Source organism: Novosphingobium sp. FG137, assembly GCF_057809735.1.
This window is the reverse complement of record NZ_JBMDKN010000005.1, coordinates 43,382-56,997: the sequence shown is the minus strand read 5'-3', so window position 1 is coordinate 56,997 and position 13,616 is coordinate 43,382. Positions and strand designations below refer to the sequence as shown.

Genomic DNA, 13,616 nt, shown 5'->3' with positions numbered 1-13,616 from the left:
GGTAACTTTCATGAAACCTCCGCCAGCGCTGCCGCAGCGGCGTGCGCGCTCGCCCAGGCCCACTGGAAGTTATAACCGCCGAGCCAGCCAGTCACGTCCACCGCTTCGCCGATGGCATAGAGCCCCGGCACGGCATTCGCGCCCATCGTTCGCGAGGAAAGCCCCGCCGTGCTGATCCCGCCCGCCGTCACTTCTGCCTTGGCAAAGCCTTCGCTGCCGCTTGGCGTGAAAATCCATTGCCGCAGCCGCGCTTCTGCCGCGCGCAGCACCTTGTCCTGCGTCTGGCCAAGCTCGCCCGCCACGCCCACGCTTTCGGCGAGCCGCCCCGCCAACCGCTCGGGCAGCGCAGCGCCCAGTACCCGCGCCATCGCCGCACGCGGCCGCTCGCGCTTGGCCGCCAGCAGCCAGTCCGGCGCCTGATCGGGCAGGAAATCAATCGCCACGCTTTCCCCCGGCCGCCAGTAAGACGAAACCTGCAAGATCGCAGGCCCCGAAAGCCCCCGATGCGTGAACAGGGCCGCCTCGCGAAATGCCGCCTTGCCTGCGCGCGCAACCACTTCGGCTGAAACGCCGGAAAGCTCGCGAAACAGCACATCCTCGCCGGAAAGCGTCAGCGGGACCAGCGCCGGGCGCGGCTGCACGACCTTGAGCCCGAATTTGCGCGCCAGATCATAGGCGAATCCGGTCGCGCCCATCTTGGGGATCGAGGGCCCGCCGGTCGCGATCACCAGTGCGGGAGCGACCAGCGTTTGCGCGCCGAACTGAACCCGAAACAGTCCGTCCGCATGGTCGACCGCGCCCACCGACTCGCCGCAGCGCAAGTCCACCCCGCCTGCGCGGCATTCCTCCACCAGCATCGCCACGATCTGCTTGGCCGAGCCATCGCAGAACAGCTGCCCCAGCGTCTTCTCATGCCACGCAATGCCATACCGCTCGATCAGCGCGATGAAGTCCGCCGGCGTATAGCGGCTCAGCGCCGAGCGCGCGAAATGCGGGTTCTCGGACAGATAGCGGTCCGGCGCGGTATGGAGGTTGGTGAAGTTGCACCGCCCTCCCCCCGAAATCAGGATCTTCTTGCCCGGCGCATCGGCATGATCGAGCAGCGCCACACGCCTCCCGCGTTGCCCTGCAAGGCCCGCACAGAACAGCCCGGCGGCACCCGCGCCCAGCACGATCACGTCATGCGTGGGCACGGCGGCCACCGGATCAGATATGGATCGCGCGCCCGTACGCCGCGAGCACGCTCTCGTGCATCATTTCCGAAAGCGTCGGGTGCGCGAAGACGGTGTGCATCAGTTCGGCCTCGGTGGTCTCGAGCGTCTTGCCCACGACATAGCCCTGGATCAGCTCGGTCACTTCCGCGCCGATCATGTGCGCGCCGAGCAGTTCGCCGGTCGCCGCGTCGAAGACCGTCTTGATGAAGCCCTCGGCCTCGCCCAGCGCAATCGCCTTGCCGTTGCCGATGAACGGGAACGTGCCGACCTTGAGCTCGTAGCCCGCTTCCTTGGCCTTGGCCTCGGTCAGGCCCACACTCGCCACCTGCGGGTGGCAGTAAGTGCAGCCGGGGATGTTGAGCCGGTCCATCGGGTGCGGGTGGACTTCGGTGTTGCCGAGCGCCTGCGCGATGGCTTCCGCCGCGATCACGCCCTCATGGCTCGCCTTGTGCGCCAGCCACGGCCCCGGCGTCACGTCGCCGATAGCCCAGACACCCGGCACATTGGTGCGGCCATAACCGTCGATGGCGATGATCCCGCGCTCGGCGGCAACGCCCAGCGCTTCGAGGCCGATGTTCTCGGTGTTGGGCACGATGCCCACCGCCACAATCACATGGCTGAAATCGTGCTCCGCCGAAGCGCCATCCCCATTTGGAGTCTTTGGGCCCTTGATCTTCGCCTTCACGCCTGCCGCGCTGGTGGCAATGCTTTCCACGCCTGCGCCGGTCAGGATCTTGATCCCCTGCTTGGTCAGCGATTTTTCGAGGAACGCAGAAACGTCCGCGTCCTCCACCGGCACGATCCGGTCCATCATCTCGACGACCGTAACATCCGCGCCCATGTCGTTATAGAAGCTCGCAAATTCGATCCCGATCGCGCCCGAGCCGATCACCAGCAGCTTGGTTGGCATCGCGGGCGGCACCATGGCGTGGCGGTAGGTCCAGATGCGGTCCCCGTCCGCCTTGGCAAACGGAAGATCGCGCGCGCGCGCACCGGTCGCCACGATCACGTGCTTGGCGGAGAGCACTTCCGTGCCCTTCTCACCCGTCACTTCGACCTGGCCCGCACCCTTGAGCACGCCGGTGCCCATATGCACGGTGATCTTGTTCTTGCGCATCAGGTGCGTGACGCCCTGGTTGAGCTGCTTGGCCACCCCGCGCGAACGCTTCACCACCGCATCGATATCCGCGCGGATGTTGTCCGCCGCCAGACCATACGAAGCGGCATGCTTCATCTGGTTGAACACTTCAGCCGAACGCAGCAGCGCCTTGGTGGGAATGCAGCCCCAGTTGAGGCAGATGCCGCCCAGCAGTTCGCGCTCCACGATGCCGACCTTGAGGCCCAGCTGCGCAGCCCGGATCGCCGCGACATAACCGCCGGGGCCCGAGCCGAGCACGAGAAGATCGTATTGGTCAGCCACGCAAATGCTCCTTGATGTCGGCGTCTGGTTTAGCCTGCTCGTGCAGGCGCGCCGCTCTCAATATGATCAGGCCCGGTTGTTCAGGCGACGAGCGCCAGCGGCGCTTCCACCAGCGTCTTGAACGCCTGCATCAGCTGCGCGCCTTCCGCCCCGTCGATGGCGCGGTGGTCGAAGCTGCCGGTGGCGGACATCACCGTGGCGATCCCCAGCGCATCGTCGATCACATAAGGCCGCTTCTCGCCCGCGCCGATCGCCATGATCATGCCCTGCGGCGGATTGATCACCGCCTCGAACTGCTTGATGCCGAACATGCCCAGGTTCGAAAGGCTGGCCGTGCCGCCCTGATACTCGTGCGGCGCCAGCTTGCCCGCTTTCGCGCGCGCGGCAAGGTCGGCCATATCCTTCTGGATCGCCGAGATCGACTTGACGTCAGCCCCCGTCACGATCGGCGTGATCAGCCCGCCGGGGATCGAGACCGCGACGGCAATATCGGCGCGCGAATATCGGATCAGATTGTCGCCCGCGAAGCTCACGTTCGCATCGGGCGCTAGAATCAGCGCCTTGCCCAGCGCCTTGATCAGGAGGTCGTTGACCGAGAGCTTGACGCCCTGGCCCGCCAGCGCCGAGTTCAGCTCCGCACGCAGCTTGAGCAGCTTGTCGAGGCTGATATCGACCGTCAGGTAGTAATGCGGGACGGTCGCCTTGGCTTCGGTGAGGCGGCGCGCAATGGTCTTGCGCATCGAGGAAAGCTTGACCGCCTCGTGCGGGATATCGGTGCTGAACGGCGCAGGCGCGGCAGCAGGTGCCGGAGCTGCCACAACCGGCGCAGCCACGGCTGCAGGCGTTGCCACTGCCGGAGCCACATCCAGATCGGCCTTGATGATCCGTCCGTGCGGGCCGCTACCGGTCACCGTGTTAAGGTCAATGCCCTTCTCGCCGGCGATGCGCTTGGCCAGCGGGCTCGCCACGATGCGATCACCCGCAGGTGCCACCGGAGCAGGTGCCGCAACCGGAGCCGTCGCAACAGGCGCCGGGGCAGCAACTGCGGCAGGTGCCGGAGCCGGGGCCGCTGCGACAGGTGCCGGTGCAGCCGTTGCCGGGGTTGCTGCCGGAGCCGCATCACCCTCATCCTCGCCCGCGATCGTCGCGATCACGGTGCCGACCTTCACGCCCTCGGTCCCTTCGGCCACGTCGATCGCCACCACGGTGCCCTCGTCGACTGCCTCGAACTCCATGGTTGCCTTGTCGGTCTCGATCTCGGCCATGATATCGCCCGAGGAAACCTTGTCGCCAACCTTCACCAGCCACTTGGCCAGCGTGCCTTCCTCCATCGTGGGTGACAGCGCGGGCATCTTGATCTGGATCGGCATGGGCAGCTCTTTTCCCTTATGGTTACCGGGCCTGGTTTGCGAGGCCTTGCGCCGGGAGGAGCCATCTGGCCTCCCCCGCCTTGCGCGCGCCTCTTGGCACATGGCGTGCCATTTCGCCACCCGGGCAAGGCCGGTCAAGTCTCTTGGCGCTTGCCCCGCATACGAATTAGGCCAATACGCATTACCCTGCGGTATAGGCGACATGCGATCGGCGTGGACAATGACCATTTCGCAAGGGGGCAGGCATGGTTGGCATGGCAAGCGAGGCTGAGGGCACGCCGGGCGCTGCAGTGCGCGCGGCCAGTCGCGTCTATCTCGTCATCATGGACGATACCGAGGAAGCCGCCCGCGCATTGCGTTTTGCTGCCCGCCGCGCCGTGCGCACGGGCGGCACCGTCCACATTCTTGCGCTCGTGCCCCGGCAGGAGTTCGTCGTGTTCGGCAGCATCCAGGCGACGATCGAGGCCGAAGCGCGCGAGCGTGCCGAAGATCTAGCCCGTGCCGCCGCCGGCAGTCTCGCCAGCGAATCAGGCCTCCAGCCCGCCGTTGCCGTGCGCACCGGCGCCGGCCCGCAGGTTGTGCGCGAATACCTCGGCGAGCATCCCGAAGTCTCCGCGCTGGTGCTGGGCGCAGCGGCCGATGGCAATCCCGGCCCCCTCGTCACCCATTTCACCTCGCACCTCGGGCAGCTCCCTTGCGTGCTGATGATCGTGCCCGGCGGCATCGACGAACGCGGCATCGATTCGTTCAGCTGACGGGCGCCGTTAGAGGTCCCCTCCCCCAGACCGCTCGTGCTGAGCTTGTCGAAGCACCTTGCACCACGGTCGCTCCAGCACCCTTCGACAAGCTCAGGGTGAGCGGATCTGGAGAAAGCTACTTGCGCCGCCCCTGATGGCGGATATTGCGCGGCCGCCCGCGCGGCCCCAGCATGAAACCGCCGGTCTTTTTCGGTCCACGGTCATGCGGCCGCCCCCCGCGCGGCTCGATCCGCCCGGCGCCATCGGGCAGTTCCACCGGCTCGAACTTCAGCGCGCCTGTCAGCGGATTGGCCTCGGCAAGCCGCAGCTTGAGGATCATTCCCATGGCAAAGGTCTCACCGGTCTCCTCGCCCACCAACACCTGCCGCTTCTCGTCATGGGCGAACCGCTCGGAGCCCAGCGTCGAGACCGGCACCAGCCCATCCCCGCCGAGCCCGATGACCGTCGCAAACAGGCCGAATTTCTGCACGCCGGTGATCCGCGTATCGAACACCTCGCCCACCCGGCCCGAAAGCCACGCCGCGACATAGCGGTCGATCGTCTCGCGCTCCGCTTCCATCGCGCGCCGCTCGGCCTTGCTGATGACATCGCTGATCCGCGCCAGATCGCTGCGGTCCTGGTCCGATAGCCCGGAGGTGGCCGGAATCTCGCGCGCTTCGGGCCGCGGCTGCTCCAGATGCCAGCTGTCCACCAGCGCGCGGTGGACCAGAAGGTCCGAATAGCGCCGGATCGGCGAGGTAAAGTGCGCATAGCTGCCAAGCGCCAACCCAAAGTGCCCAGCGTTGCGCGGCCCGTAATAGGCCTGAGTCTGGCTGCGCAGCACAGCTTCCATCACGAGCGCCTTTTCCGCCTCGTCGGTCACGTCCTTCAGCATCCGGTTGAACAGACCCGGCGTGATCACTTGCCCCAGCGCCAGCTTTCGCCCGAAGGTTGCGAGATAGTCCTTCAGCGCCACCAGCTTCTCGCGGCTCGGCGGCTCGTGGATGCGGTAGACGACCGGGGCAACCTTGGCCTCCAGCGCCTTGGCCGCCGCCACGTTCGCTGCGATCATGAAGTCCTCGACCACGCGGTGTGCATCGAGCCGCTCGCGCAAGGCAATCTCGGCAATCTTGCCCTTCTCGTCGAGCATAACGCGCCGTTCGGGCAGTTCGAGTTCCAGCGGATCGCGGTTGGTGCGGGCCTTTTCCAGCAGCCGCCACGCCGCCCACAGGTTCTGCAGATGCGGCGCAGCCTCCCGCGCATCGATCCGCCGCTGCGCCTCTTCATAGGCGATCACTTCGGCAATCCGAACCAGCGCCCGGGTGAAGCGCCAGCCCGTCACCCGGCCCTCAGCATCGATAGTGAGATGGCAAGCCATCGCCGCCCGGTCCGCGCCGACCTTGAGTGAACAGACATCCGAGCTCAGCACATGCGGCAGCATCGGCACCACGCGGTCGGGGAAATAGACCGAATTGCCGCGCTTCCTTGCCTCGCGGTCCACAGCCCCGCCCGGCCGCACATAAAAGCTCACGTCCGCAATCGCCACGACCGCGCGGAAGCCGCCCTCGCCATCGGGCTCAGCCCAGATCGCATCGTCATGGTCGCGCGCGTCGATCGGGTCGATGGCCACAATCGGCAGCGCGCGCAGGTCCTCGCGCTGATCTTCGGAGAGCGCCATGCCCGCCGCCAGCGCCGCTTCGTCCTGCGCCTCCTGCGGGAATACGAATGGTATGCCGTGCTTGTGGATCGCGATCAGGCTGAACGCGCGCGGTGCCAGCGGATCGCCCAGCACTTCGGTCACCTTCAGCCCAGCGCGCGGGCTTTTGCTGACGGGCTCGCCCAACACCAGCTGGCCTTCCGCCGCACCGCCCAAGTCCGCGATAGCCACAGCGTTGCGCACACGCTTGTCCACAGGCGCGAGCCACGGCTTGCCGGCCCCGTCGAACTCGACAACACCCAGCACCTGCTCGGTCCGGGTCGGCAGCTTCTTCATCACATGCGCAATGAGGCCCCGGCCCGCTTCTTCGGTCCGCGCCAGCACCCGGTCGCCCACTTTGAGCGCGGCCTGCGCGCTCTTTCCCTTGCCGCGCGGCTCGATGATCCGCACGCGCGGCGGCGGCGCGCCGTCATCGGGCTGCCATGTGTCCGGGATCGCCAGCGGCTGCCCGTCTTCAATTTCCAGCACGCGCAGCACCGTAACCTTGGGCACCCCGCCCATGCGGTGGAACGCGCTGCGGTTGCCGTCGATCAGGCCTTCCTCAGCCATGTCCTTGAGCAGCGCCTTGAGCGCGATCTTTTCGGTGCCCTTCAGCCCGAACCCCTTCGCGATTTCGCGCTTGCCTGCCGGTTCCTCGCTCGCGGCGATGAAGTCCAGCACTTGCTGGCGCGAGGGCAGGCCGTCGGGCCCGGTGGGTGTCTGCTTGCGAATTGCCATCACAAACCTGTGAGCGCTGCGCGGCTCAATAGCAAGGTCAGGGCTTGGCAGCGGCTTCCGGCAGATAGGCCCCGCCCGGCACCGCAGAGGCCACCGGGCTTTCCGCCCCGTCCGCGCTCACCGCGCTCACGCCGAAAAACCAGTCATCCCCGCGCACGCCTTCAAGCCTGAGATGCGTCGCTGCCGTCTCGGCCAAAGGCTTCGCGTCCCAGCCCGGCGCATCTGTCCTGCGCTGCCATACGCGGTAGCGCGCTGCACCCGGCACCGACGTCCAGGCCACCTCGGTAAAGGTCTGCACGGCCGCCATGACCTTGGCCACCGGCGGCATCGGCGCTCCCGCCAGCGCCGCCAGCGCGCGCACGTTAAGCTTCGTCACCTTGGCGAGATAGGGAAAGTCCATCGCCTCGGGCAGATCGCCGAACGGCCGCCCCGCCTCGGTCCGCACGTTCTGGTGCTGACGCTCGTAATTCTCGACCGCCACGGTAAACCGCACCGCCGGATAGCCGAGGGCCTGAAACGGCAGGTGATCCCCGCCGCGCCCCATCCGGTCCGCACGCCAGACCTGCCGCACCGCTAGCCCGCTATCGCCGAGCCCCGCCAGCCAGCGCGAGAGATTGCGCGAAGGGCTGTCGTTCTCACCGCCGATGGAACGCTGCGCATCGCGCGCCTTCTCGCTCGCATCATCGCGCGGCCCTTCGGAAAACACGCGCACATGGGCGTCGTCCACCAGCCCGTCAGACCCGCGCGAATTGCCGACGATATCGTTGTTGAGCACGGCCTTGACGGTCCAGCCCTGCTGCTTCGCGTAGTCCGCCAGCAACTTGCCGCCATAGAGCCCCTGCTCCTCGCCCGAGAGCACGGCATAAACGATCGTTCCGGCATATTTCTGCTTCGAAAGCACCCGCGCCGCTTCCAGCACCAGCGCGGTGCCCGAACCATCGTCGTTCGCGCCCGGCGCAATGCCCGTGGCATCGAGCGGATCGGAGTTGCGGCTGTCGATATGCCCCTGCACGATCACGACCTCATTGGGCCGCTCTGTCCCGCGCTGGATCGCCACGACATCGACAAGGCGAGTCGGCGAGGGCACGCGGTCGCCCTGCACCACGGTTTCGGACAACACGATCTCGAGGCATCCGCCGCAAGCAGCGCCGGTCTTGCGAAACTCCGCTTCCGCCCACTTGCGCGCCGCGCCGATCCCGCGCTTCGGATCGTCCTGCGAGGAAAGTGTATGGCGCGTGCCGAATGCGACAAGCCGCGCGATATCGGCTTCAAGCCGGGCCTGCGTGACGCCGTCGTCCGGTGCCGCGAAAGCAGCGGTGGGCAGGGTGGCGAGAAGGAACGGGAGGAGCTTTTTCATGCTCCAACCCATACCCCAACCTCCGTTCGTGTCGAGCGAAGTCGAGACATCAAGCCCCGCCCCCGCCCCAAAGTTCAGTACGCGCGCGCCACCAGAATGCGCTCCACCGCAGGCTGGCCGGTAAACGGACACAGGCCTTCAACCGGCGCCGCGTCCATCGGCGTGTTGCGGATCGTGAGCTTCAGGGCCTTGAGCTGCTCCACCACCTTGTCGAGCGCCGCGCCGGTGGGCCGCGACCAGCACAGCTCCACCCAGCCCGGAAAGTCCTTGTCCTCGGAAAAGTATGCCGCGAGCCCCTCAAGATCGCTGATCCCGCGCTCGATCTGCGCGTCGCGCCGATCCCGCGCCTCAAGGAACAGCGCGCTCTGGATCGCTTCCAGTTCACCCACGGCTGCGCTGACGAAATCATCCTGCCCCATGCCGACGAAATTGGCCTTGCCATCCTCGCGCCACAGCCGGTCGCGGCGCAGCATGGAAACCTGCCCGCCTTCCGCATCGCGCCCGCCGATCTCGAGGATCAAGGGCACTCCCTTCTTGACCCAGCCCCAGCGCTTGGCGGTCGCCTTGCCCGGCCGCTTGTCGAGCAGCACGCGCACCTTCTCGTCAAACGCCGTCAGCGCTGCCAGCTTGGCGCGCAGACCGGCGCAGTATTCCAGCAGCGCAGCATCGCCGTCGTTGTCGCGCAGCATTGGCAGAATCACGATCTGCTGCGGCGCGATGCGTGGCGGCGTGCGCAGCCCGTCATCGTCGCCGTGTGTCATGATCACGCCGCCGATCATGCGCGTCGAAACGCCCCAGCTCGTGGTGTGGCACAGCGTCTGCTGGCCTTCCTTGTCCTGATAGCGGATGCCGGCGGCTTCGGAGAAAGTGGTGCCGAGGTAATGCGAAGTGCCCGCCTGCAGCGCCTTCCCGTCCTGCATCATCGCCTCGATCGAGAACGTCTCGACCGCGCCGGGGAAGCGCTCGTTCTCGGGCTTGGGGCCCGCGACCACCGGCATCGCCAGCACGTCCTCGGCAAAGCTGCGGTACATTTCGAGCGCGCGCAGCGTTTCGGCCATCGCATCCGCTTCGTCGGCGTGCGCGGTGTGGCCTTCCTGCCAAAGGAACTCGCTCGTGCGCAGGAACATGCGCGTGCGCATTTCCCAGCGCACAACGTTGGCCCACTGGTTGGTCAGCATCGGCAGATCGCGCCAAGACTGAATCCAGCGCGCCATGGCTGCGCCGATCACTGTTTCGGAAGTCGGCCGCACGATCAGCGGCTCTTCCAGCTTCGCCTCGGGATCGGGTACCAGTCCGCCCTTGCCATCACCGATCAGCCGGTGATGCGTGACGACCGCCATTTCCTTGGCAAAGCCTTCGACATGCTCGGCCTCACGCGCGAAATACGAAAGCGGGATGAACAGGGGGAAGTAGCAGTTCTCGACGCCAGCTTCCTTGATGCGTTCGTCCATCAACTTCTGGATGCGTTCCCAGATGCCGTAGCCCCAAGGCTTGATCACCATGCAGCCGCGCACGCCGGATTCCTCGGCGAGTTCGGCTTCGGCGATGACCGCCTGATACCACTGGGCGAAATCATCCTGCCGCAGGACGGGCAGGGCGTGCTTGATCGTTGCGTTCTGGCTCATGCTGGCCGGTTAGGGCGCAAACGGGATTCGGGCAATCCTCGTATCACGAGGATGCCCGGCCCTCTTCAGCCCGCGAGCTGGTCCAGCTTCTTCTGCATGTCGGCCATCTGCTTGCGCAGCGCAGCCAGTTCATCGTCAGCCGGTGCGGCCGCGGCTTTCTCCGCTTCGGCCGCCTGGACCGCGCCGGGCACGAATGCGGCGGTTGCGGCCTTGAACAGTTCCATGTTGCGCTGCGCGATTTGCGCGAGCGGATTGGCACCGATGCTCTCCTCGATCGCCTTCCGCAGCTTGACCTGGTTCTCGCGGAAATGCTCCATCGAGGCTTCGAGATAGCCCGGAAGCAGCGCCTGCATGGAGTTTCCATACATGGCAATCAGCTGGCGCAGGAAGCTCGTCGGCAGCATCTGCTCGCCGCTCGCTTCTTCTTCCATGATGATCTGGGTAAGGATCGTGTGCGTCAGATCGGCACCGGTCTTGGCATCCAAGACTTTGAATTCGATGTTTTCTTTGACCATCTGGGCAAGGTGGTCAAGCGTGATGTAGCTCGAGGTGCGCGTGTTGTAGAGCCGCCGGTTGGCGTACTTCTTGATGATGACGGTATCGCCGTCCTTGCCTGCGTTTGCCATTTTTATCTGCGCCCTGTTGGGATTATGCATTTGCTTTTAGCAGATGCGGTATGTGCAGCGCAATAAATCTTGGCGAGATAACGACAAATCATTCGTTGCGGGCAAATCTTCGCCCCATCAACGTCAGCAGTTCATATTGTGAAAGTCCGCTCGCCGCCGCAGCCTGCGGCAGCGCGTATTCCAGCCCCAGCCAGTCGCCTTCCCCGCAGTTTTCTGCGGTGGAGAGGTCCACGATCGTCATGTCCATCGAGACGCGCCCGAGCACCGGCAGCCGCCTGCCTTCCCAGAGCACATGCCCCTGGCCAGACCAGCACCGCAGATAGCCATCCGCGTAACCCACAGAAATTACACCCACACGCATCGGTGCTGGTGCAATGAAGGTCGCGTTGTACCCAACCGAGTCGCCAGCTGCGAGTGTGCGCACCTGGATCACCGCCGCCTCGGGCCAGGCCACTTGCGCGATCTGCCCGGCAAAGTCGCCGCGCGGCACCCCGCCATAGAGCGCAAGGCCGGGACGGGTCAGGTCGAACTGATAGTCACCGCCCAGCGCAATCCCGGCGCTATTGCACAAGCTGTAGCGCTCAGCCCGCACCGCACTCGTGACCTCGCGAAAACGCGCGAGTTGCGCCGCATTCTGCGCACAATCCTCGTCCGCACTCGCCAGATGGCTCATGCAGGTCTCGATCTCCAACGCACTCACCGCCGCATCGCCGATCTCGCCGAGCGCCAGGCCGAGCCGGTTCATGCCGGTATCGACCATCAGGTCGCACGGGCCGCCCCCCGTTGCCAGCCAGCGCCGCACTTGCGCCAGTGAATTGAGCACCGGCCTTGCGCCGAGCGCCCGCGCATAGGCTGCTTCTGCGTCATTCATCGGTCCATGCAGCACCGAGATCTGCCCTGCCGGGACAAGCCGGGCCGCTGCCGCTGCTTCCTGCCAATGCGCAACAAACCAGTCGCGGCAACCTGCCGCCGCCAGCACAGGCACAGCGGCCGCCACGCCCAGCCCATAGCAATCCGCCTTGATCGCCGCCCCGGCCCGAGCCGCGCCGGACATTGCATCGAGCGCCGTCCAGTTAGCCGCCAGCGCCGCACTGTCGAGCCGCAGCCGCAGCGCAGCAGGGGGCGGCGGCACGTCTTCAGGCATCATCGTGGGCGAAGTCCTTCGGAGGACCGCCCTTCAGGCCCCAGATCCCGACCACGAACGCCACCAGCACCACGACCCAGGTGTACCACAGCCCGGCGTAGGGATCGCCGGTCTTGGCCACGATCAGCGCCGAGATCAGCGGCAGGAACCCGCCGAGATAGCCCGTGCCGATGTGATAGGGGATCGACATCGAGCTGTAGCGGATGCGCGCAGGGAACATCTCCGCCAGCACCGAAGCCGCCGGGCCATAGGTCGCTCCCGTCAGCGCCATCAACACGACAAGGCCCAGCACGATGATCGCGCTGCGGCCAAAGTCCGGCTTCACCTTGGCAAAGTCATAGCCCGCTTCGCCCAGCATGGCCTGCAGCACCTTGCCGCGCGCAGCGCTCTTCTCGGCCCACGGATAGGCATCGAGCGCGGCCGGCTTCGCGCCGATGGTCATGGCCAGCGCGCCCGCCTCGCCCAGCGTGTAGCGCACGCCCGAGGCGGACAAGTCTGCCAACAGCTTGCCGCAATTGGTCGCCTGCTCGGCCGCGAAGGGATTGTAGCCGCAATCGGGGCCGCTCACCGCCACCGGCTCGCGCCGCGCCATGTCGGCAAGGCCCGGATTGGCCGCCGCGCCGATCATCCAGAACACCGGAAACACCAGTGCCAGCATCGCGAGGTAACCCAGCACGATCGGCAGCTTGCGCCCCACCTTGTCCGAAATGTAGCCGAACAATACGCTGAACGGCATGCCGATCACGCAGGCTAGGCCCACGATCAGCTCGGCGGTCATATCATCGACCCGCATCGGCCCCTTGAGGAACGACAGGCCCGTGAACATCGCGGTGTAGAAAATCACCGTCAACCCCGCCGCCACGCCGAACAGCGCCACAAACAGGCGCTTGGCGTTGCCGGGATAGGTCATGCTTTCGATGAACGGATTGCCGGCGATCTCGCCGCTGTCCTTCATCGCCTTGAACACCGGGCTTTCCGAAAGCTTCAGCCGCATCCACAGCGAAACCGCCAGCAGCGCAAGGCTCAGCAGGAACGGCACGCGCCAGCCCCATGCCTCCCAGATCTCCTTGCTCATCACGCCCTTGCACACCAGCACCACGGCAAGGCTGAGCACGAAGCCGCCGACCACGCTCGATTGGATGAAGCTGGTGAAGAACCCGCGCCGCTCCGGCCCGGCATGCTCGGCCACATAGACCGCCGCGCCGCCATATTCGCCGCCCAGCGCCAAGCCCTGCAGCACGCGCAGCAGGATCACGAGCGCGGGCGCTGCGTAGCCGATCGAGGACGCGGGCGGGATCAGCCCGACCCCCGCCGTGGCAATGCCCATCAAGGTGACGGTGACGAGGAACGTATACTTGCGGCCCAGCTTGTCGCCGAGATAACCGAAGAGCACCGCGCCCAGCGGACGGAACCCGAAGCCCACCGCGAAAACGAGCCAGAACAGCAGCATTTCCAGCGTGGCGTTGCCGGTGGGGAAGAAGGCCTTGGAGAGGATTGCACCCAGCGTGCCGTAGATGAAGAAGTCGTACCACTCGAACACGGTGCCGACCGACGAGGCCGCAACCACCAGGCGGATTTCCGCGGCAGTCGGTTCGGGTGCGCCATTCACCTCATGCATGCCCAAGTTTTTCCCATCCCCTTGCCGGCAACCTTGAGACCGCCCGGCACTTCACCCTGAAACGCGGGCTG

At 66.1% G+C, this 13,616-nt stretch carries 10 protein-coding genes; 1 reads left to right on the top strand and 9 read right to left on the bottom strand.

Annotation, left to right across the window (positions count from 1 at the left end; genetic code table 11):
* Nucleotides 1–8: 8 nt before the first annotated feature.
* The 3 genes from ACODS2_RS14910 to ACODS2_RS14900 all read right to left on the bottom strand — a co-directional run bounded on the left by ACODS2_RS14910 (nt 9) and on the right by ACODS2_RS14900 (nt 4,004).
* Nucleotides 9–1,202 (bottom strand): BaiN/RdsA family NAD(P)/FAD-dependent oxidoreductase, encoded by a 1,194-nt coding sequence (locus ACODS2_RS14910; RefSeq protein WP_488999550.1) that lies wholly within the window; start codon nt 1,200–1,202, stop codon nt 9–11.
* A 4-nt stretch (nt 1,203–1,206) separates the two neighbouring features.
* The gene (lpdA, locus tag ACODS2_RS14905; protein WP_488999549.1) at nt 1,207–2,634 is read right to left on the bottom strand and encodes a dihydrolipoyl dehydrogenase; all 1,428 of its coding nucleotides are present in this window, start codon (nt 2,632–2,634) and stop codon (nt 1,207–1,209) included.
* Between the two features lie 80 nt (nt 2,635–2,714).
* Entirely contained in the window at nt 2,715–4,004 is a 1,290-nt protein-coding gene (locus tag ACODS2_RS14900) for a pyruvate dehydrogenase complex dihydrolipoamide acetyltransferase (RefSeq protein WP_488999548.1), read from the bottom strand.
* 254 nt (nt 4,005–4,258) lie between these two features.
* On the opposite strand from ACODS2_RS14900, the gene ACODS2_RS14895 reads away from it, so the two are divergent.
* Nucleotides 4,259–4,759, top strand: coding sequence for a universal stress protein (locus tag ACODS2_RS14895; RefSeq protein WP_488999852.1), 501 nt, complete (start codon nt 4,259–4,261; stop codon nt 4,757–4,759).
* Nucleotides 4,760–4,877: 118 nt separating this feature from the next.
* Here the strand turns inward: ACODS2_RS14895 and ACODS2_RS14890 are convergent, their stop codons facing one another.
* From ACODS2_RS14890 to ACODS2_RS14865, 6 genes are all read right to left on the bottom strand, one after another.
* Entirely contained in the window at nt 4,878–7,175 is a 2,298-nt protein-coding gene (locus tag ACODS2_RS14890; RefSeq protein WP_488999547.1) for a ribonuclease R family protein, read from the bottom strand.
* Nucleotides 7,176–7,212: 37 nt separating this feature from the next.
* Nucleotides 7,213–8,532: a M20/M25/M40 family metallo-hydrolase gene (locus tag ACODS2_RS14885; protein ID WP_488999546.1), complete on the bottom strand. Its 1,320-nt coding sequence runs from the start codon at nt 8,530–8,532 to the stop codon at nt 7,213–7,215.
* A 74-nt stretch (nt 8,533–8,606) separates the two neighbouring features.
* Nucleotides 8,607–10,157, bottom strand: a complete 1,551-nt coding sequence (locus tag ACODS2_RS14880; RefSeq protein ID WP_488999545.1) for an aminoacyl--tRNA ligase-related protein — start codon at nt 10,155–10,157, stop codon at nt 8,607–8,609.
* Between the two features lie 65 nt (nt 10,158–10,222).
* A complete protein-coding gene (gene phaR / locus ACODS2_RS14875) occupies nt 10,223–10,783 on the bottom strand; it encodes a polyhydroxyalkanoate synthesis repressor PhaR (RefSeq protein ID WP_298174787.1) in 561 nt (186 codons plus the stop codon).
* Nucleotides 10,784–10,871: 88 nt separating this feature from the next.
* Nucleotides 10,872–11,930, bottom strand: coding sequence for an alanine racemase (alr, locus tag ACODS2_RS14870; RefSeq protein ID WP_488999544.1), 1,059 nt, complete (start codon nt 11,928–11,930; stop codon nt 10,872–10,874).
* Complete coding sequence (locus ACODS2_RS14865) at nt 11,920–13,545, bottom strand: MFS transporter (protein WP_488999543.1); 1,626 nt, start codon at nt 13,543–13,545, stop codon at nt 11,920–11,922. Before ACODS2_RS14865 ends, alr begins: the two co-directional genes overlap by 11 nt.
* Nucleotides 13,546–13,616: the final 71 nt, after the last annotated feature.